This is a genomic window from Streptomyces sp. Root1304 (assembly GCF_001426405.1).
GTDB lineage: Bacteria > Actinomycetota > Actinomycetes > Streptomycetales > Streptomycetaceae > Streptomyces.
This window is the reverse complement of record NZ_LMEP01000001.1, coordinates 696,804-716,882: the sequence shown is the minus strand read 5'-3', so window position 1 is coordinate 716,882 and position 20,079 is coordinate 696,804. Positions and strand designations below refer to the sequence as shown.

General features: G+C 72.7%; 18 protein-coding genes. 11 read left to right on the top strand and 7 right to left on the bottom strand.

What is annotated here, in order from left to right; all coding sequences use genetic code 11:
* Window positions 1–35 precede the first annotated feature (35 nt).
* The 4 genes from ASD33_RS03245 (at window position 36) to ASD33_RS03230 (ending at window position 3,978) form a co-directional block, all read left to right on the top strand.
* Complete coding sequence (locus tag ASD33_RS03245) at window positions 36–446, top strand: hypothetical protein (RefSeq protein ID WP_056552801.1); 411 nt, start codon at window positions 36–38, stop codon at window positions 444–446.
* Between the two features lie 160 nt (window positions 447–606).
* Window positions 607–1,614 (top strand): hypothetical protein, encoded by a 1,008-nt coding sequence (locus tag ASD33_RS35345; RefSeq protein ID WP_056552798.1) that lies wholly within the window; start codon window positions 607–609, stop codon window positions 1,612–1,614.
* Between the two features lie 178 nt (window positions 1,615–1,792).
* Window positions 1,793–3,013: an FG-GAP-like repeat-containing protein gene (locus tag ASD33_RS03235; RefSeq protein WP_056552795.1), complete on the top strand. Its 1,221-nt coding sequence runs from the start codon at window positions 1,793–1,795 to the stop codon at window positions 3,011–3,013.
* Window positions 3,014–3,132: 119 nt separating this feature from the next.
* On the top strand, window positions 3,133–3,978 hold the full coding sequence (locus tag ASD33_RS03230; protein WP_056552792.1) for an arylamine N-acetyltransferase: 846 nt from the start codon (window positions 3,133–3,135) through the stop codon (window positions 3,976–3,978).
* A 57-nt stretch (window positions 3,979–4,035) separates the two neighbouring features.
* On the opposite strand, the gene ASD33_RS03225 is transcribed toward ASD33_RS03230, so the two are convergent.
* The 3 genes from ASD33_RS03225 to ASD33_RS03215 all read right to left on the bottom strand — a co-directional run bounded on the left by ASD33_RS03225 (window position 4,036) and on the right by ASD33_RS03215 (window position 7,414).
* Window positions 4,036–5,676, bottom strand: coding sequence for a hypothetical protein (locus ASD33_RS03225; RefSeq protein ID WP_056552789.1), 1,641 nt, complete (start codon window positions 5,674–5,676; stop codon window positions 4,036–4,038).
* Window positions 5,676–6,644 (bottom strand): ABC transporter ATP-binding protein, encoded by a 969-nt coding sequence (locus ASD33_RS03220; protein WP_107103614.1) that lies wholly within the window; start codon window positions 6,642–6,644, stop codon window positions 5,676–5,678. The genes ASD33_RS03225 and ASD33_RS03220 overlap by 1 nt, the downstream gene beginning before the upstream one ends.
* Before the next feature lie 104 nt (window positions 6,645–6,748).
* Window positions 6,749–7,414 (bottom strand): bifunctional DNA primase/polymerase, encoded by a 666-nt coding sequence (locus ASD33_RS03215; RefSeq protein WP_056553812.1) that lies wholly within the window; start codon window positions 7,412–7,414, stop codon window positions 6,749–6,751.
* 276 nt (window positions 7,415–7,690) lie between these two features.
* Here ASD33_RS03215 and ASD33_RS03210 point away from each other — a divergent pair, with 276 nt between their 5' ends.
* On the top strand, window positions 7,691–9,073 hold the full coding sequence (locus ASD33_RS03210; protein ID WP_056552782.1) for a hypothetical protein: 1,383 nt from the start codon (window positions 7,691–7,693) through the stop codon (window positions 9,071–9,073).
* A 123-nt stretch (window positions 9,074–9,196) separates the two neighbouring features.
* Window positions 9,197–10,642 (top strand): hypothetical protein, encoded by a 1,446-nt coding sequence (locus tag ASD33_RS03205; RefSeq protein ID WP_056552779.1) that lies wholly within the window; start codon window positions 9,197–9,199, stop codon window positions 10,640–10,642.
* Between the two features lie 16 nt (window positions 10,643–10,658).
* Here ASD33_RS03205 and ASD33_RS03200 read toward each other — a convergent pair whose 3' ends face one another.
* Window positions 10,659–11,936 (bottom strand): ABC transporter substrate-binding protein, encoded by a 1,278-nt coding sequence (locus ASD33_RS03200; RefSeq protein ID WP_056553809.1) that lies wholly within the window; start codon window positions 11,934–11,936, stop codon window positions 10,659–10,661.
* A 192-nt stretch (window positions 11,937–12,128) separates the two neighbouring features.
* Between ASD33_RS03200 and ASD33_RS03195 the strand changes: the two genes are divergently transcribed.
* On the top strand, window positions 12,129–12,572 hold the full coding sequence (locus tag ASD33_RS03195; protein ID WP_056552777.1) for a hypothetical protein: 444 nt from the start codon (window positions 12,129–12,131) through the stop codon (window positions 12,570–12,572).
* 107 nt (window positions 12,573–12,679) lie between these two features.
* Window positions 12,680–13,531, top strand: a complete 852-nt coding sequence (purU, locus tag ASD33_RS03190; protein ID WP_056552774.1) for a formyltetrahydrofolate deformylase — start codon at window positions 12,680–12,682, stop codon at window positions 13,529–13,531.
* 43 nt (window positions 13,532–13,574) lie between these two features.
* Here purU and ASD33_RS03185 read toward each other — a convergent pair whose 3' ends face one another.
* Together ASD33_RS03185 and ASD33_RS03180 are read right to left on the bottom strand one after the other, a co-directional pair.
* Window positions 13,575–14,924 (bottom strand): maleylpyruvate isomerase N-terminal domain-containing protein, encoded by a 1,350-nt coding sequence (locus ASD33_RS03185; RefSeq protein ID WP_056552771.1) that lies wholly within the window; start codon window positions 14,922–14,924, stop codon window positions 13,575–13,577.
* The gene (locus ASD33_RS03180) at window positions 14,921–15,502 is read right to left on the bottom strand and encodes a sigma-70 family RNA polymerase sigma factor (RefSeq protein WP_056553806.1); all 582 of its coding nucleotides are present in this window, start codon (window positions 15,500–15,502) and stop codon (window positions 14,921–14,923) included. Before ASD33_RS03180 ends, ASD33_RS03185 begins: the two co-directional genes overlap by 4 nt.
* A 183-nt stretch (window positions 15,503–15,685) precedes the next feature.
* On the opposite strand from ASD33_RS03180, the gene ASD33_RS03175 reads away from it, so the two are divergent.
* Entirely contained in the window at window positions 15,686–16,120 is a 435-nt protein-coding gene (locus ASD33_RS03175; protein ID WP_079044508.1) for an STAS domain-containing protein, read from the top strand.
* On the opposite strand, the gene ASD33_RS03170 is transcribed toward ASD33_RS03175, so the two are convergent.
* Window positions 16,080–17,588 carry an AMP-binding protein gene (locus ASD33_RS03170; protein ID WP_056552767.1) on the bottom strand — a complete coding sequence of 503 codons (1,509 nt, stop codon included), beginning with the start codon at window positions 17,586–17,588 and terminating at the stop codon, window positions 16,080–16,082. The two genes, ASD33_RS03175 and ASD33_RS03170, sit on opposite strands and share 41 nt — an antisense overlap.
* A 146-nt stretch (window positions 17,589–17,734) precedes the next feature.
* Between ASD33_RS03170 and ASD33_RS03165 the strand changes: the two genes are divergently transcribed.
* On the top strand, window positions 17,735–18,943 hold the full coding sequence (locus ASD33_RS03165) for an amidohydrolase family protein (protein WP_056552764.1): 1,209 nt from the start codon (window positions 17,735–17,737) through the stop codon (window positions 18,941–18,943).
* Window positions 18,943–20,079, top strand: a complete 1,137-nt coding sequence (locus ASD33_RS03160) for an acyl-CoA dehydrogenase family protein (protein WP_056552762.1) — start codon at window positions 18,943–18,945, stop codon at window positions 20,077–20,079. The genes ASD33_RS03165 and ASD33_RS03160 overlap by 1 nt, the downstream gene beginning before the upstream one ends.

Sequence of the window (20,079 nt, the reverse complement as noted above, 5' to 3'; positions counted from 1 at the left end):
TGGTCACAGGAGAACACGGCCTCCAAGCTGGCCGCATGAATCTGCGCAAGTCGCTTGACGCGGTGCCTTCTTGGGTGCCTGCGACCGGTCACGCCCTCCGTCACGCGGGCGTGCACTTCGACGCCGTACGGATCGGCGGCTTCATCGGTGAGGACGTGGCCTACCGGCTGATGGAGTTCACGGACTTCCAGGCGGGCCCGATCGTGCGGGCGGCGACGGGGGAGCGGAACTACTACTTCCTGCTACCGCCGCAGACCGTCGGGGACTTCGCGTGGCCGGCGCCCGCGAGGGCACTGGGCCGGAACGGGCGCAGTGAGGCGTTCGTAGGGATTCCGGCGCTGTACGGGGTGACCTGGCCGCTGGACTGGAGGTCGCGGCCGACGATCGAAGATCCTTTCGTAGAGCCGGAGTTGTTGCATCGCACGGTGATGTGTGCGCTACGGTGATCACATCATCACGCTCCGTAAATGGAGCGGTCCCCGGCTGGTGCGCCAACACCAGGGAGTCCGGGGACCTTCACTGCCAGTGGAATACAGAGGTCCACCAGAAATGCTTCGGCATGCTATCGCCCCTGTTCGGTGTTTCACCAAGGTCTCGAACAGTGTCGTGCGACACCCGCGTCTGAACAGCGACGCGAAGCTCCTCCTCATCTACGTGCAGGGCCTCCCCGAGACCGACGGCACCAAGCCGCTCGGGGAGCACGCGGCCGACCTGGGCATGCGGCCCCGGGCGTACCACCGGGCGAAGGTCTGGCTGACGGAGTGCGGGTACCTCCACGAGTGGAAGTGGCATAGCCGGAGGGGGCATTGGGTGACCGAGCAGCTGCTGTCGAACGTCACCCTCACGCGTGAGCAGGCGAACGGGCTCCGGGACGGGGTACCGGCCGGGTCTCCGGCTGACGGGGAACCGACTACCGGTTTTCGGAGTGTCCGGCACCCGGCGACTCAACCGGTAGACAAAGACGGAGACAAGACTTCTTCCCACCCACCCACCAAAGAGCGGCCGCAGCGCCCGGAACCGGCCCCGGAAGCCGCCCCGGAACCGGAGCGGGAACCGGCCCCCGAGCCGCACCCCGAGCCCGCCGCCGACCCCGAGCCCGCCGCCCCGGAGGCGCCGTCGACGCCCGAGAGCCCGGCCGCCCCCGAAGTCGTGGAAGCCGAGCGGGTGCTGCTGTCGCTGCGGCACCAGAACCGGGACCTGCTGCTCGGGGTCAGGGAGGCCCGTGGGCTGGCGGAGGCGGCGGCGGAATGGCTGCGGAGGGGGGTGTCCGTCGCGGACCTGCGCCATGCGCTGACGGCGCATCTGCCGCGCGGCGGGGTCCGTTCGGCGGCGGGCTTCCTCCGGCACCGCCTGACGGAGAAGCTCCCGGCCGGGCCCGCCCCGGCCCGTACGGCGGTGTCCGAACCGGCCGGGACGCGCGTCGCCGAGCTGGTGACCTGCGACGGCCCCGGCAACACGCACGTCTTCCGGCCCACGGCCGACGAGACCTTCTGCGGCCCCTGCCGCACGGAGGAGGCCTGGAAGGCCCACGCCCGCCGCTTCCAGCCCGAAACCGCCGTCGCGACCCCCTGGCGGGAACGCGTGGAAGCGATCGTCCAGGCGCTCCCGTCCTGAGATCGCCGGGGTGGCCGGCGGCGCCGGGAACGCCGTCGGCCAAGACCTGCGTGACGCGTAAACCCTCCGTACTCGCGCCGGTTCGAGGCGCGGGCCGTCTCCGTACAACCTTTCGCCTTCTCGTGCGTCACAGGAATGTGGTGCAAGTGGCACCTGATGCGTCCGAGGGAGAACTGAATTGCGCCGTCCCCGCGCCGCCCGGCGGTTTGCGACTGCCCTGGCCGCCGTCCTGTCCGTCACGTTCGCCGCAGGCGCGGTAGATACCACGGCCGCCACGGCCGCCACAACCGCCACGGCCGAGGACGACATCACGCTGGTCCGGCACACCGTTCCGCCGGTCATCGACATGACCAACCGGCAGTACGTCGCGCTGGAGTGGGAACTGACGGGGGGCGCGTGGGCCACCGTCGTCATGCGCAACACCCGCACCGGTTACACGACCACCGAGCTCCTGGGCACACCCTCGAGTTCGAGCACATTCAGGCTTTACTGGGACGCCCACAACATCGAGAAGGGTGATGCCCCCAACGGCGACTACACCTGGACGATCACGCTTGACGGCATCCCGCTCGGCTTCAAGGCCTCCGGCTCCTTCAAGCTCGTCCGCCGGCCCGCTGCGCACGACCTCGATGTCGACGGCGCCTTCGACCTGCTCCAGCGGGAATCCGGCGGCGGCCTGTGGCGCACCGACAGCACGTACTACAGCGGTGAGCTGGAAATGGACTCGCACCATCGTGAGTTCATCGGCCCGGGATGGCAGGTCTACGACCGGATCGCGTCGGTCGGCAACCTCGGCGGATCGACCGTGAGCGACATCCTCACCCGCGACACCTCCGGGGTGCTGTGGCTCCACGCCGGCAACGGCCAGGGCGGCTTCTACGGCCGTATCAGGGTCGGCGCCGGCTGGCAGATCTACGACCGGATCACCGGAGGCAGCGACCTGACCGGCGACGGCAGGCCGGACGTCCTCGCCGCCGACAAGGCCGGCGTTCTCTGGCTGCACCCCGGAACCGGCAACGCCACCAGCCCCTTCACCGCCCGGAAGAAGCTCGGCACCGGCTGGGGCATCTACAACGACATCACCGCCGTCGGCGACATCGCGGGCGGCCCGGCCGGAGACCTCCTCGCCCGTGACACCTCGGGCGTCCTCTGGAGCCACCTGGGCAAGGGCGACGGCACCTTCGCCCCGCGCACCCGGGTGGGCGGCGGCTGGAACGCCTTCGCGTTCCTCATAGCGGCCGGAGACGTCTCCAAGGACGGCCGTCCCGACCTGCTCGCCATCCGTCCTACCGGCGACATGTCCCTCTACCGGGGCACGGGCGACTGGAAGACCCCGCTCCTCGGCGCCCAGAAAGTCTGGTCCTACGACGTGGGGTTCGGCTACAACCACGCTGCCTGACCGACGCCCCGGATCGTGCTCCGCCACCGCGGGCCGCTGCCGGCTCCCGCGCCGGTGTCAGTGCCGGTGCCTATGCTGATCACCCGTTCGCGCAGGGTGTCCGCAGAGGGTGGGGGAGCATGATCGACGTCGACGGGTATCTGGCCGTACTGGGGGTCGCCCGGCCGGCGGCCCCGACCGCCGAGGCGCTGGGGGAACTGCACCGGGCCCAGGTGGAGCGGGTCGCGTACGAGAACCTCGACATCCATCTGGGACGGCCGACGGGCATCGGCGCCGCCGCGTCCGTGGCCCGGATCCTGCGCGGACGCGGTGGCTACTGCTTCCACCTCAACGGGGCCTTCAGCGAACTCCTCACCGCCCTCGGCTACGAGGTGACCCGGCACCGGGCCGGGGTGCAGGGCACCCCCGAGGACCCCGCGAACGCGGACGGCAACCACCTCGCGCTCACCGTCCGGCTCGACGGCGAACGCTGGTTCGTCGACACCGGGCTCGGCGACGGACTGCACGAGCCCCTGCCGCTGCGCGAGGGCAGCCACACCCAGGGGCCCTTCACCTACGCGCTGGCCCCGTCGACGGCGGTGCCCGGCGGCTGGCGGTTCACCCATGACCCGCGCGGCTCGTTCACGGGGATGGACTTCGCGCCGGAACCGGCGGACCTGTCCTCCTTCGAGGAGGAGCACGTCCGGCTCTCCACCTCCCCCGAGTCCGGCTTCGTCCGGGTCCTCAGCGCCCAGCGCCGCGACGCCGAGGGCGTGGACGTGCTGCGCGGCTGCGTGCTCCGCCGGACCGGCGCGGGGGGAACGGACGAGCGGACCATCGCATCGGCCGACGACTGGTACGACGTGCTGGCCGGCGTGTTCCGCCTGGACCTGAGCGACGTCGACGCCCCCGCACGCGCGGAACTCTGGCACCGCGTCCGCGCCGCGCACACGCGGTGGGAGGCGGCGAGACACCCCGTGAGCTGACCGGCGGGCACGGGCCCCGAGACGTACGACCGTCCCGGGGCCCGCGTCCGTACGGGCTCAGCCCTTGCTGACCGCCGCCAGGATCTCCGGCAGTCGCCGGGCCGTGCGCGGGGCCGCCGCCTTCAGGCCCGCCCAGGCGATCAGCGCGCCGTACAGCGCGCCGACCGGGAGCACCAGCCACAGCAGGGACCCCTGGTCGGAGACGTGCAGATAGATCGTCCCGGCGATCAGCGGCGCGCAGAGCACCGCGGCCGCGATCATGCCGCCCAGGATCGACATCCAGGCCAGACCGCCCTGCCCCGGCACCACGTTCTTGTAGCCGCTGTCCTGGGGGATCGAGTACGGGAAGCCCGCCGACGCCACCGCGCCCGAGGCCAGCATCGCGCCGAGCAGCGCGAACGCCAGTCCCAGGGCCTCCGGGAACCGCGACCACTGCCCGAGGACGCCCGCCGTCACCGCCGTGACGAGCGCCGTGAACGGCAGGGTGATCGTCAGCAGGGCGAGGGCCCGCGCCCGGAGTTCGGCGTACGCGTCGGCGCTCGTCGAGATGGTCTGCGCGACCATCCAGAACGCCGAGGTGTCCTGCCCGAACTGGTTGTACATCTGCATGCCGAGCATGCCCGAGGCGAAGCACGCGAAGTAGATCGAGCCGCTGCCCTGGAAGGCGTTGAACAGCGGGACGATCAGGCCGATGGCGAGCGAGGTCACCCACGCCGCCTTCGTCTTCGGGTCGCGCCAGATGTAGCGCAGGCTGCGCTCCATGACCGTGCCCGTACGGCCGTCCGGCAGGATGCGGCCGAGCAGCCCCGCACCGGTGGACTTCTCCCGCCCGCTGTCGGAGGCGGCGCCGATCGTGGAACCGTCCGGCTCGACCATCAGCCGCACCAGGCTCCGCCGCCACCAGTACACCAGCGCCGCCAGGGTGGCCGCCGTGAGCAGCAGCCGGACCGCCGCCACCAGGTGCTCGCCCCTGCTCGCCGCGTCGACCGCGCCGATCCCGGCGGCCGGCGGCAGCCAGCCGACGACGGTCGCCGCCGGTTCGAGGGAGGTGAGGCTGCCGGCCCGGTTGAGGCGCTGGACCCCGAAGTTCACGAACTGGATGCCGACCGCGATCACCAGACCGCTCAGCAGAGCCAGGTCGCGGCCCTTGCGGGAGGTCAGGAGCCGGATGTTGGCGGCGGCCACCGCCCGCGACAGCGCCACGCACGTCACGGTCACCAGCGGCACGGCCAGGACGGCGACGACGGTCGCGGCGGCGCCGTGCGCGACGGACAGCGCGGCGCCGAAGACCAGGAGGAAGGTGAGGACCGGGCCGACGCCGACGAGCGAGGCCACGAGCAGGGCCCGCACGAGCGGCTGCGGCCGCAGCGGCAGCATCACGAGCCGCGAGGGGTCGAGGGTCTCGTCGCCGCTCGGGATGAACAGCGGCATCACCGTCCACGAGAGCGCGAGCGCCCCCGTGAGGAGGACCGCGACGGTGTCGGCGTCTGCGCTGCCCCGCAGCAGGACGAAGGCCAGCAGCATCAGGGCGGCGAAGAAGGCGCCGAAGACGGCCGAGGCGATGTACGCGGCGGTCCGCCCGCCCGACTGGCGCAGCCCGTTGCGCAGCAGCGCCAGCTTGAGCCGTACGAAGACGGTGGTGAGGGAGGGGGCGGAACCGGCCCCGGCGGAGGGGGCGGTGGTCGTGACGGCACTCATCACTGAGCCCCACCGGAAGCACCGGACCCACCCGAAGCACCGGCCGCACCGGAAGCACCGGACCCACCCGAAGCACCGGCCGCACCGGAAGCACCGGACCCGCCCGAAGCACCGGCCCCACCGGCCGCGCCGCCCCCGCCGCCCAGCCAGTCCAGCGAGTCCCCGGCCGCCTCGCGGCCGTTCGCGCCGACCAGTTCCAGGAACGCCGCCTGGAGCGACGGCGCCGAGCCCCGTACCGCTTCGAGCGGGCCCTGCGCCCGGATCTGGCCCGCCGCCATCACGGCGACCCAGTCGCAGAGCGACTCGACCAGTTCCATGACGTGGCTGGAGAAGACGACGGTCGCGCCGGAGGAGGTGTACCGCTCCAGGACGCCCCGGATGGTCTGCGCCGAGACCGGGTCGACGCCCTCGAAGGGCTCGTCGAGGAAGAGCACCTCGGGGTTGTGCAGCAGCGCCGCCGCGAGCCCGATCTTCTTCCGCATGCCGGTGGAGTAGTCGACGACCAGCTTGTTCTGCGAACCGGTCAGGTCGAGCACGTCGAGCAGCTGCGCGGCCCGCTTGTCGACCTCGGCGCCCGGCAGCCCCCGCAGCCGGCCGCTGTACGCGAGGAGTTCACGGCCGGAGAGGCGCTCGAAGAGCCGCAGGCCCTCCGGCAGGATGCCGATCCGGGCCTTGACCTGGGCGACCGACTCCGGGTCGGCCCACACGTCGTGCCCGGCGACCAGGATGCGGCCGTGGTCGGGCCGGAGCAGACCGGTGATCATCGAGAGGGTGGTGGTCTTGCCCGCGCCGTTGGGCCCCACGAGCCCGATGAACTTGCCCGCGGGCAGGACGAGATCGATCCCGTTCACCGCGATCTGCTGCCCGAAGCGCTTCCACAGCCCCTCGACGCGGACGGCGGGCACCGCACCGTCGCCCGGTGCCGCGCCCGCCTTTTCGTACGCTCCGTCAAATGCCTGGTCAGGCATGTTCCGTCAACCCTTCGGTCGTCCCCGTGTGTACGGGGCAACCCTAAGGGCGGGGCCTCCGCGCCCCTAGGCCCGCGACCTGCGGAATCCCGGGGGCCCGGGGGTCACGAGGTGCGGCCGCGCGCCTCCGCCGCCTCCCGGCCGCAGGCGTACGCGAGGGCGCTGATCAGCTCCTCCGCGTCGGGGAGCCAGCGGTTCGCCGGGGTGGGGCGGCGGGCCCACTGCACGGCGCCGCAGCCGCCGATGCGGGTGGGCGGGGCGGCGACGTAGTGGCCCTCGCCGCGCGTGGTGAGGTCGATGGCGGCCGGGACCCAGCCCAGCTTGCGGACGAGGTCGGGGACCTTGGTCGCGGCGCCCGGCAGGACGAAGAAGTACATGCGGCGGTCCGGGGTACAGGTCACCGGGCCGAGCGTCAGCTCCATCCGCTCCATGCGGGCGAGCGCGAGGAAGCCGGCCGACTCGGGCACCTCGATCGCGTCGAAGGTGCGGCCCGTCGGGAGCAGGATCGAGGCCTTCGGCTGCTTCGACCACATGCGCCGCGCCCCGACCCCGCTGCCGGTCGCCTGGGTCGACCAGTCGGGCCGGACGGCGTGGGCGCCGGGCAGGGCGCACGCGTCCGCGCCGCAGGAGCAGCGCTCCCTGCCCTCGACGGCTTCCAGCCAGGTCCCGGGAAACACGTCCCAGTGCCGCTCTTCCGCGTACCGCACGGCACTGTCCAGCAGCTGTTCGCCGCGCTGCTGGGGGATCTGTGCGGCTTCCGTGACTCCCATGGTCTCTTCCACGGTGAACACAACTTCCCGCGTCACCCGGGGTTACGGGCGGAGGGTCCGGTGGTGTGAGGCATCGATCCTGCATGCGGGGCGCATCGGAGCACGGGCGGGGGCGCGCGGGGGGCCGGGGAGCGGGGGTGGGTACGGAGTGGTGGGGGCACCGGCGGGATCGCGGCCGACGTGTCCGGTTTCGCGTGTTCACATCGGCATTGACCGGATATCCACCGGGCAGTGATCACTTCTCTCGTGATCACCGCACGGCCTCAGGGGGTACTCATGGCAGCCAGGCCACTCGTTCCGCGTCAGCTCAACGAACGGCTCCAGGCGCTCATTCAGGAGGCGGGCTGCTCCAACGCCGGTCTCGCCCGCAGGGTCAACATGGTCGGCTCGGAGCGCGGCCTCGACCTGCGGTACGACAAGACGTCCGTGGCGCGCTGGCTGCGCGGGCAGCAGCCGCGCGGCCGGGCGCCCGGCGTCATCGCCGAGGCGCTGGGCCGCAAGCTGGGCCGCACGGTCACGATCGACGAGGTCGGCATGGCCAACGGGCGGAACCTCGCCGCCGGGGTCGGCCTCCAGTTCGCGCCGACCGTGCCCGGGGCGATCGAGCAGGTCTGCGAGCTGTGGCGCAGCGACGTGGGGCGGCGGGACTTCCTGGCCGGCTCGACGGTGGCGGCCTCCGCACTGGTCGAGCCCAGCAGGGACTGGCTGATCACGGGGCCCGACACGCACGTGGCCAGGATGGCGGGGACGCGCGTCGGGGTCGCGGACGTGGCGGCCGTACGGGAGATGACGGGCGCGCTCGTCGACCTCGACCGTCGGTTCGGCAGCGGGCACGTGCGGCCGGTGGTCGTCCACTACCTCAACAGCGTGGTGTCGGGGATGCTGTCGGGCTCGTACCGGGAGGCGGTCGGGCGGCAGTTGTTCGCGGCGGTCGCCCGGCTCACCGAACTCGCCGGGTACATGGCGGTGGACACCGGTGAACCGGGGCTCGCGCAGCGGTACTACATCCAGGCGCTGCGGCTCGCGCAGGCGGCGGGCGACCGGGGCTACGGCGGGTACGTGCTGGCCGCCTCGATGAGCCACCTCGCCGCACAGCTCGGGAACCCCCGGGAGATCGCCCAGCTGGCGCGGGCCGCGCAGGAGGGGGCGCGGGGGAAGGTGCCGCCGAGGGCGGAGGCGATGTTCTTCGCGGCCGAGGCGCGCGGGCACGCGCTGCTCGGGGACGTCCGTGCCTTCGAGGAGGCCGCGGGGCGGGCCGCGCGGGCGCTGGAGCGGGCCGATCCGGCGGCGGGCGACGACCCGTCGTGGATCGCGCACTTCGACGGGGCGTACCTGTCGGACGAACTGGCGCACTGCTACCGGGACCTGGGGCAGCCGGAGGCGGCGGCGCGGGCGGCGGCGGAGTCGGTGGAGGGCCATCCGGAGACGCGGGCGCGGCGGCGGGCGATCGGTCTGGCGCTGCTCGCGTCGGCGCAGGTGCAGCAGCGGGAGGTCGAGCAGGCCTGCCGGACGGGGACGCGGGCGCTCGAACTCCTGGGCACGCTGCGGTCGTCGCGGGGCGCGGAGTACCTGGAGGACCTGAGGGACCGCCTGGAGCCGTACGCGGGGGAGTCGGTGGTACGGGAGTTCGGGGCGCGGATGGAGCTGTACGCCGCGTAGCCGCTGGTGGGGCAGGGGTGGTGAAGGAAGGTTGTGTAACCGGGCTCACACGTGTGTGCGGAGCCCGGCGCGCACCCGGTAGCGTGAGCCGACGATTCCGTAGGTCCATCAGTAGGAGTCCCGGTGACGCAGAACGGACAGGGTCCGGAGCAGCAGTACCCGGCGGTGCCCCCGGCGCACGACGCCCGCGGGGGAGCGCAGCCGTGGGACGGTGCCTGGGGTCCCGCCGCCGGCCGGCCGGGCGGGCAGCCGCTGCCGCCCGCGCAGCCGCTGCCTCCGGAGGCGACCCCGGGCGGCGCCGCGGACATGCAGTCGACGCAGTACCTGCCGCCGGTGCCGCCGCAGGGTGCCCCGCCGCAGCCCGGTTACGGCTACCCGGGCCCGGGGGCCGGTGACATGCAGGCGACCCAGCACATCGCCCCGGTCGCGGGCGGCATGCCGCCCGCTTCGGGCGGAATGCCCGGATTTCAGGGCGGGATGCCGCCGGTGTCGGCCCCGCAGCAGCCCGGGTACGGGTACCCGCCGCCGGCCGCCGGTGACATGCAGGCCACCCAGCACATAGCGCCGGTCCCGCCGCAGCAGGGCGGGGGCGCCTCGACCCAGTTCCTCGGCACCGGACCGCTCCAGGCGCAGGCCCCCGGGCCCGCCGGCGCCTCCGACGCGACCCAGTACATCGCTCCCGTACCGCCGCAGGCTCCCGGCGAGCGGCAGCCCCCCGCCGAGTTCGACAACCTCTTCCGTACGGAGGCCCCGCGGGCGCCCCAGGCCCCGCAGCCGCCGCGCACGCAGGCGTACCAGCAGCCGCCCGCGCCCGCCCCGTACCAGCAGCACCAGCCGCCGCAGCACCAGCAGCAGCACCAGGGGCCGCCCCCGCAGCAGTACGCCTACCAGGACGCGTACTACGACGACGGAGGCGAGCCCGAACCCCCGCGCCGCAAGTCGCCCGTCGCGCTGATCGCCGCCGTGGTCGTCGGCTGCGCGGTCGTCGGGCTCGGCGCCGGTGCGCTCCTCAGCGGCGGCGACGACGAGAAGACGCCCGAGAAGGGCACCCAGAACGTGGCCACCGGCTCCGCCGCGCCCTCCACCCAGCCGCCCGCGGAGAAGCCCGCCGACCCGGCCGAGCCGCAGGCGCGCGAGCTGAGCAAGCTGCTCGCCGACAGCAGCAGCAGCCGTGACACGGTGATCAGCTCGGTGGAGCTCATCAAGCAGTGCAAGAACCTCGACAAGGCGGCCGGCGACCTGCGCGGCGCCGCCGAGCAGCGGCGGGGCCTGGTGACCCGGCTCCAGACGCTCGGAGTCGACAAGATCCCGAACAGCCCGGCGCTGACCGCCGCCCTCACCAAGGCCTGGCAGGCCTCGGCCTCCGCCGACGACCACTACGCGGCCTGGGCCGACCAGATGAAGGCCAAGAAGGCCTGCAAGGGCGGCAAGGCCCGGTCGACGAACCAGACGGTCGCGGCGACGCAGAAGAGCGGCGAGGCCACCGCGGCGAAGAAGCAGGCGGCCGGGCTGTGGAACCCGACCGCCGCGAAGTACGGCCTGGAGAAGCGGACGTACACCCAGCTGTAGCCCCTGGGGGCGGTGCTCAGGGCGCGCTGAGCACCGTCGCGCCGACGTCGACGAAGCCGGGCTTCTGCGCCACCAGCCGGCCCTTGCGGACCACCTGGAAGGTCACCTGGTGGTTGACGATCCGGGGGAAGCCGGGGGCGCCGAGCAGGTCCTCGTACTTCCAGCGCAGGCTGGGGGTCAGGCCGCCGGTGTCGATCCGCTCGCCCCGGTCGAGGGCGTGGGTGATCTGCGCGGCGCTGATCCGGTCGCTGCCGAGGGACTCGACGACCTCCTTGAGGACCGTGTACGCGATCCAGGTGGTCTGCACGCCCGCGTCGGCCGGGTCCACCCGGTTGTCGGCGAACGCGTGCTCCTGGATGACCTTCCGCATCGGCGCCCAGCTCTTGTCGTCGGCCTCCGGGTACCAGCCGGTGACGTAGGCGCCCTCGAAGGGGCTGTGCGCGCCTCCCGTGCGGTCGATCACGGGCTGGCCGACGCTGCCGAGCACCGAGGAGATCCGTACGGCGTCCCGCTTGCCGTCGGAGCCCTTGGCTTCCTCCTCCTCGGGGAGGCGGCGGAAGGAGTCGAAGAAGGTCTGGGTGCGCTCGCCGAGCACGGCGGTGACGCAGCCCTCCCGGTCGCCGGCCTTCTCGCGGGCCCGGCCCGCCTGCGTGCTGTACTCGGCGGCGTCCTCGACGGCCGGGATGTCGACGGCGCTGCGGTGGCTCGCCTTGCGGAGGCCCGAGTTGAGCAGTTCAGGCAGTTTGTCCCCGGCGAGGGTGTCGGGCCGGACGAGCGAGACCGTCCGGCAGGTCGCGGCGAGCTGCATGCCGTGCCCGGCGATGAGCGAGGCCTGCCCGCCGTTGACGGGGTACGAGAGCGGGCTCGTGAACTCGTCCTCCGTGATGCCGTAGCCGCCGATGTACGGGATCTCCGCGGCTTCGAGCGGGGCCATGAAGGCGCGGCCGTTCTGGCTGTACGAGCCGACGACCGCGACCGCGTTCTCGTGGACGGCCCGGCGGGCGCAGGCGGCGGCGCCGGAGGGGGTGTTGTGCTCGTTGCAGGTGAGGACGCGCAGTTCGTGGCCGTCGATCCCGCCCTGGGAGTTGACCCAGCGGGCGAAGGCCTGCGCCATGGCGGGCATTCCGGGCATGTTGGTCGCGCGGGTCTGGTCGGGGGCCCAGGTCATCACCGTGACGGGCTCCCTGGAGCCCCCCGTGGCCCCAGGGAGCACGCCACACCCGGTGAGCATCGAGGCTCCGGCCGCCGCGGTCGTGACGTACGCGAGGAGTGAGGTCAGTCGCCTACCGGTCATGGGCATGCACATTTCCGCCTCATGGGTAACGCGGGAGTGAGCACGGTTCAACGGTGGGTGACGTGAAGGTGAATTACGGGGGCTGCGAGGGGGCGACTCCGGTTACCGGACAGGGGAACGTACGATCGAAACGTGTCCAGTCCAGTCTCCGGTTCGGTGAACTCTTCCCGTCGTGGCCGTCGCTCCTCCACCATGGGCGGCATGCCGCTCAACGACATGCCGTGGTGGCGCTGGCGCAGCAACGTGCGCTCGGCGCTGCACATGCTCTCCGACCCCGGGTTCCACGAGACGACCTGGCTGGCCGGCCTGGACGGGTACGGCGACGTCACCGACGCCGTATACCGCCTGGTCGAGGACACCTGGCTCGACAACTGGTCCGCCGAGAAGTACGTGGGCTCGATCTTCCGCGACACCGCCGAGGCCGCCCTCGTCGACGTCGCCGTCCTCCGGGTGCTCCGGATCATGCACCAGGTGGGCCCGGACGCCCCCGTCTCCGCCTACCTCCAGCACCCCGGCTGGCCCGAGGCCGTACGGGCCGCCCGCGAGGCCCACGTCCACCTGGCGCGGGCGGACGGCGAGGACCCCGACACGCCTCCGCGCTCGCTGGACGTGCTGCAGATCATGACCGGGGCCTGAACCGTCGGTGAGCCGTTCGCGCGTCGCCCCCCTCCGGGCGTCCGTGAACCCGTTCCGTCTGGCGGACGGTGGGCCGCCGGAAGGCCCGGGTGTGGCAGGCTGACGGGATGACCGACCAGTACGTCCTCACCCTCTCGTGCCCCGACAAGCAGGGCATCGTGCACGCAGTGTCGAGCTACCTCTTCATCACCGGGTGCAACATCGAGGACAGCCAGCAGTTCGGAGACCGCGACACCGGACTCTTCTTCATGAGGGTCCACTTCTCGGCCGAGGCCCCCGTGAACGTCGACAAGCTGCGGGCCAGCTTCGCCGCCGTCGGCGACTCCTTCGCGATGGACTGGCAGATCAACCGCGCCGACGAGCGCATGCGCGTCGTCCTCATGGTGTCGAAGTTCGGCCACTGCCTGAACGACCTGCTGTTCCGCTCCCGGATCGGCGCGCTGCCGGTGGAGATCGTCGCCGTCGTCTCCAACCACACCGACTTCGAGGCACTCGTCGGCTCGTACGGGCTGCCCTTCCGGCACATCCCCGTCACCAAGGACACCAAGGCCGAGGCGGAGGCCGAGCTGCTCGACCTCGTCCGCGAGCAGAACGTCGAACTGGTCGTCCTCGCCCGCTACATGCAGGTCCTCTCCGACGACCTCTGCAAGCAGCTCTCCGGCCGGATCATCAACATCCACCACTCCTTCCTCCCGAGCTTCAAGGGCGCCAAGCCCTACCACCAGGCGCACGCGCGCGGGGTGAAGCTGATCGGCGCGACCGCCCACTACGTGACGGCCGACCTCGACGAGGGCCCGATCATCGAGCAGGAGGTCGAGCGCGTCGGCCACGAGGTCACCCCGGACCAGCTGGTCGCGATCGGCCGGGACGTGGAGTGCCAGGCGCTGGCCCGCGCGGTGAAGTGGCACGCGGAGCGCCGCATCCTCCTGAACGGCCGCCGCACCGTCGTCTTCGCGTAGCGGAGCCGTACCACCCCTCAGGACCCCTGGGCCGACCGGCCGTCTACAGCCGGCTCAGGGAGGCCGCCGCGAACAGGACGTCCCTGATCGCCTCGCGGTCGCCGTCCTGGCCCGCCGCCGCCTCCTCCGGCGAGATGTGGCCCGCCACCAGCTGGCAGAACTCCACCCCGTCCATCGCCACCTGCGCCACCGCCCGTTCCGGTGAACCGACCGCCGCCGGGGAGTCCAGCGCGATGTACCAGTGGCCGCCGCCCGCGCCCTCCACCTCCAGGTGGAGCGAGCGGCCCGGCGCGCCCGCCGCGACGAGCTGCCGGGCCGGGGACGCGAGGCCGGTGCGACGGCGCCCGGCCAGGGCCGCCGGGAGCAGCCGCGCCGCCAGGTCGATCATGCCGTGCAGATGCGCGCCGCTGGGCGGGGCGTACGGGTAGGCCACCGCGTTCGCGATGTCGTCGGCGTGCACCCAGCACTCGAAGGCCCGCTCCAGGAGCGAGTCGCGCAGCGGCAGCGCGAAGTCCTTGTAGGTGACCGTCAGATCCGCCACGCCGCGGCCCGCGAACGAGACCGTGCGGATCAGGGCGTGGCTCTGCTCCCGCCACGGACCCCGCAGGGACCGGTTCGCGGGGCGCTCCAGACCCGACCAGAACTCCTCGGTGCGCTCCGTCGGCGACAGCTCGGGCGTGCCGGCGCCCAGCGGGTCGTCGAGTCCGAGCGACGCCGCGACCAGTCCGTCGACGGCGAGGAGGTGGCCGATGACCCCGGCGACGGTCGCCTTGCGGCGCACGACGCGGTCCTGCTCGTACCACTTGAGCCGGACCGGGGCGTGCCACTCGGACTCGCCGATGTCCCGCAGCAGCGCGTCGAGCCGCGCGGTCTCGGCGTCGTACGGGGTGACCCAGTCGGGGACGGGGATGCGGGCCGGGCGGCGGCCCAGGCAGTTCTCCAGGACCCGGGAGCGCAGCAGCGGGTCGAGGTCCAGGTCGCGGTCCTCGTGGAGCAGCGACACGGCGTCGCGGAGCCGCAGGGCCTCGTCGGCGCAGGGCGCGCAGGCGGTGAGGTGGTCCTCGACGGCCCGGGTCTCCCCGGCCGAACACGCCGAAAGCGCCCAGGCCCCGAGCAGGGACTTGAGCACTCCGTGGCTGAGGACGGGCACGTCGGGTTCCGGTTCCGGTTCCGGCTGCGGTTCCGGCGGAGGGCCGACGCCGTTCGCGTCCCTGTGACCGTCCGCGAGCTCGTGCCCGTCCGCGTCCCTGTCGGCGCGCCCGTCCGTGTCCGTGTCCCCGTCCCCGTACGCCGTCTCCGCCGTCAGGTCCGCGTGGTCGTCGGCCGCCCGGCGCGGCCCCGGTATCCAGGGGGCGCGTGCGACGTCGTCCGCGTCGTCGTTCGCCCCGGTCACAGTGCCCGTCCGTAACCGGGCGGTGCTCCGCCCTCGACGGGGCGGGCGTTGGCCGAGGAGAGCAGCTGGAGGCCGAGACGCAGGCGCCGTCGGGCCTCGTCCTCGGTGACGCCGAGGTCGGCGGCGGTCTGCCGGTAGTCCCGGCGCTGGAAGTACGCCAGTTCGAGCGCGGCCCGCAGCGGTCTCGGCATGGACGTGACGATGTAGTCGGCGCGGGCGGCGACGGTGGCCCGCCGGACCTTCTGCTCCAGTTCCTCGGCGGAGCCGAGCCCGGTCTCCGCGTACGCCGTGGCCTCGGCCTGCCGGAGCCGGTGGACGGCCTGCCGCTGGGTCAGCTTGGCGACCCAGGAGCGCAGGTTGCCCTGCCGGGGGTCGTAGGCGTCGGGGTTCTCCCAGATGTAGCCGAAGACCTCGCGGGTGACCTGGTCGGCCGCGTCGTCGTCGTCGAGGACCCGGTGGGCGAGGCTGTGCACCAGGGCGGCGAACCGGTCGTACAGCTCGCCGAGCGCGGCGGCCTCGCCGCGCGCCAGCCGCTGCTGCATCCTGCGGTCCCAGCGCGGTGGTGTCTCCCTCGCCATCCGGTCCTCCGCCCCTCCCGGCATCCCCGTCGGCTCCCCGGTTCCCCTCCAACGTAGTGGCCCGCGCCGAGAACGCACGCCTGTTTGCCGCAAGTGCGCCCTTGATGCGGACCCGGGTGGTAAGGAAAGCGTCATCCACCGGTCCGGGGGTTTCGTCCCTTCCCCGCTGGGCAGGCGGCGGACGTGACGACGATCGAGGTCGACGAGGACGAGTACGGCTCCTGGACGGTGTTCCAGGTGCGCGGAGAGATGGACCTGATCACCTCCCCACGGATACGCCGGCGGGTCCACGACGCCGTGGCGGGCGGCCGTCGCGACCTGGTCATGGACCTGTCCGCCGTGCGGTTCTGCGATTCCAGCGGGGTCGGCGTCCTGATCGCGGCCCGGCGGCTGCTCCGGTCCTGCGGCGGCCGGCTGCGGCTGATCCTGCCGGAGGACCGGGAGGGCCACGTCGGCCGGGTGCTGGCCGCGCTCGGCGTCCGCCGCCTCTTCGAGGTGTACGAGGACGTACCGGCGGCGGTCTCCGGGGCGGGCGCGTCGGCGGCGCTCACGGAGTCGGGCCTCACGGCGTCGGCGCTCACGGCCTCGGGCCGAACTGTTCCCTCAGCCGGTACTTGAGGACCTTCCGCAGCGTCTCGTTGCGGGGGAGGGCGTCCACCACCTCCAGCTGTTCCGGCAGCTTGTGGACGGAGAGGCCGGCCTCCCGCAGGAAGGCCGTGAGCTGCGGGAGGGCCAGCGGGGCGGCGCCCGGCGGCTGTTCCACGACGGCGCAGACGCGCTCGCCGCGTTCGGTGTCCGGGAGGCCGATGACAGCGGCGTCGCCGACGTCCGGGTGCTCGTGCAGGAGGTCCTCGATCTCCTTGGCCGAGATGTTCTCGCCCTTGCGGATGATGATGTCCTTGATGCGGCCGGTGAGCACGAGGTGGCCGCCCGGGGTGAGGTGCCCGACGTCGCCGGTGATCAGGAAGCCGTCCTCGTCGAAGGCGGCGGCGGTCTGCGCCGGGTCGAGGTAGCCCCGGCAGACGGCCTCGCCGCGCAGCCGGACCTCCCCCGAGCCGGTGATCCGTATCTCCATGCCGGCGGGCGGCCGCCCCTCGGTGGTCGCGAGGTTCTCGGAGGTGTCCTCGGGGTCGCCCATGGTGATCATGGGGACCTCGGTCATGCCGTACCCGTGGGTGAGCTGGCAGCCCAGCTCCTTGCGCACGGCGTGGTAGATCTCCGGCGGCTTGGGCGCGCCGCCGCCCGCGAGCAGCCGGAGGGTGGGGATGACGGGTTCGCCGGGCCGCTTGCGCTGTTCGGCCAGGAACATGGCGTAGAAGGCGGTGGAGCCGCCGGCCACGGTCACCCCGTGCCGCCGGTACTCGTCGAGGGCGTCGGGCAGTGCGAACTGCTCGAACATGACGGCCGGGAAGCCGTAGAGCAGCAGCATCACGGTGTAGTCGGGCCCGGCGATGTGCGCGTACGGGAAGGCCATCGAGCCGACGTCCTCGGCGGTGAGCCGCAGCGCGTGGGCGAGGCAGGAGCCGCCGGCCAGCAGGGAACGGTCGGTGTGCAGGACGCCCTTGGGGTCGGAGGTCGTGCCGGAGGTCCAGTAGATCCAGCGGACGTCGGTGCCCGAGGAGGGCGGCGGGGGCAGTACGGCCGGGTCGCCGTCGGGCAGGTCGTCGTAGGCCTCGAAGATCCCGCGCGCGCCGAGCCGCCGGGCCATGCCGGTGTGGTCGAAGCCGCGCCAGACGCCGGGGACGGCGAAGAACTCGGCCTCGGACTCGCGCAGCGCGAAGCCGACCTCCTTGTCCCGGTAGAAGGGGATCACGGGCGTCTGTACGGCTCCGAGGCGGGCGAGCGCGAAGGAGAGCACGGCGGTCTCGATGCGGGTGGGCAGCTGCCAGGCGACGACCGTCCCGGGCCGCACCCCCATGGCGTACAGCCCGGCGGCGCACCGCTCGGCCCGCTCCCGGAGCCCCCCGAAGGTGAGCACCCGGTCCCCCTGCAGAAGAACGGGCCGGCCGGGCGTGAGCTCGGCGCGACGTTCGACGAGCTCCCAGAGCGTGCCGGACTCGCCCAGGGCGTGCGCGGTCTGATCCATGACCGTACTCCTCTTGGCTGACGTTCCGTCAGATGGTGCGGTGAGCGTAGAGGCCCGGCGCTTGTCGGTCCAGGGGTGCGGGGCTAGCCTGATCCCGTCAGATCTGACGGTCCATCAGAAAGCGCCATGAGAGACATGGAGGGGTCATGACGGAACTGCCCCGCATCATCAGCGTCGACGACCACGTGATCGAGCCCGCCCACCTCTTCGACACCTGGCTCCCGAAGAAGTACCGGGACCGGGGGCCCCGGCCGCTCACCGCCGGGATCGGGGAGCTCGCCTACGTCGCCGGGAAGTACCAGATCGCGATGGATCCCGACGGGCCGCCCACCGACTGGTGGATCTACGAGGACCTCAAGTTCCCGTACAAGCGCAACATCGCCGCCGTCGGCTTCGACCGGGACGAGATGACCCTGGAGGGGATCACCCGGGAGGAGATGCGGCGCGGGTGCTGGGACCCGGTCGCCCGGCTCAAGGACATGGACCTCAACCACGTCGAGGCCTCCCTCTGCTTCCCCACCTTCCCGCGCTTCTGCGGGCAGACCTTCGCCGAGGCCCACGACAAGGAGGTCGCCCTCGCCTGCGTCCGCGCCTACAACGACTGGATGGTCGAGGAGTGGTGCGGCGACAGCGGCGGCCGGCTCATCCCGCTCTGCATCATCCCGCTCTGGGACATCGACCTCGCCGTGGCCGAGATCCGGCGCAACGCCGCCCGGGGCGTCAGGGCCGTCACCTTCTCCGAGATCCCCACCCACCTCGGACTGCCCTCGATCCACTCCGGCTACTGGGACCCCTTCTTCGCCGTCTGCCAGGAGACCGGCACGGTGGTCAACATGCACATCGGGTCCAGCTCCCAGATGCCCGCCGCCTCGCCCGACGCCCCGCCCGCCGTCCAGGCCTCGCTGAGCTTCAACAACGCCATGGCCTCGATGATGGACTTCCTCTTCAGCGGGGTCCTCGTGAAGTTCCCGCGGCTGAAGCTCGCCTACAGCGAGGGGCAGATGGGCTGGATCCCGTACGCCCTCGAACGCGCCGACGACGTCTGGGAGGAGCACCGCGCCTGGGGCGGCGTCCGCGACCTCGTCCCCGAGCCGCCGTCCACGTACTACTACCGGCAGATCTTCTGCTGCTTCTTCCGCGACAAGCACGGCATCGCCTCGCTCGACGTCGTCGGCCGCGACAACGCCACCTTCGAGACCGACTACCCGCACGTCGACTCGACCTTCCCGCACACCAAGGAGGTCGCCCTCGACCACGTCCGGGGCCTCGACGACGAGACCGTCTACAAGCTCATGCGCGGCAACGCCATCCGCATGCTCGGACTCGACCTCGACCGCGGCCGGGGCACCGTCTGATGGACCTCTCCTGCACCGACGAGGAGGAGGACTACCGCGCCGGGCTGCGGGAATGGCTCGCCGCCACCCTCCCCGGCCTCCCCGAACGGCCCGACCCGCTCGACTGGCCGGGCCGCCGCGCCTACGACTGCGGCTGGCAGCGCCGGCTGTACGACGCCGGATACGCCGACGTCCACTGGGACGCCTCCCCGACCCAGCGCCTCATCTTCCTGGAGGAGACCGAACTCGCCGGAGCGCCCTACGTCGGTGCCAACTTCGTCGGCCTCCTCCACGCGGGCCCGACCGTCGCCGCCGAGGGCACGCCCGAACAGCGCGCCCGCTGGCTGCCGCCGGTCCTGCGCGGCGACGAGGTCTGGTGCCAGGGCTTCAGCGAACCCGGCGCCGGCTCCGACCTCGCCTCGCTCCGCACCAAGGCGGTCCGCGACGGGGACGCGTACGTCGTCAGCGGCCAGAAGATCTGGACCTCGCACGCCGAGGTCGCCGACTGGTGCGAACTCCTCGTCCGTACGGACCCGGGGGCGGCCTCCAAGCACAAGGGCATCACCTGGCTCGCCATGCCCATGGACGCCCCTGGCATCACCGTACGGCCGCTGCGGACCCTCGCCGGGTCGACGGAGTTCGCCGAGGTCTTCCTCGACGAGGTCCGGGTGCCCGTGGAGAACCGGGTGGGCGAGGAGAACGACGGCTGGCGGGTCACCATGGTCACCCTCTCCTTCGAGCGCGGCACCGCGTTCGTCGGGGAGGTCGTCGCCTGCCGCCGCCTCCTCGGCGAACTCGCCCGCGCCGCCCGGAAGAACGGCACCTGGGACGACCCCGTCCTGCGCCGCCGGCTCGGCAGGCTCTCCGCCGAGTTCCGGGCCCTCTGGCGGATCGTCCAGGGCAACGTCAGCGAGGCCCAGGCGACGGGCGGGGTCCCCGGCGCCGGCGGCTCCGTCTTCAAACTGCACTACTCCCACGCCCGCCAGGAGCTGTACGACGCCGCCGCCGCGGTCCTCGGCCCCGACGCGCTCGACCTCGGCCGCGACTGGACCCTGGACCGGCTCTCCTCGCTCTCCTACACGATCGCGGCCGGCACCTCCCAGATCCAGCGCAACATCGTCGCCGAGCGCATCCTCGGCCTGCCGAAGGGCCGGTGA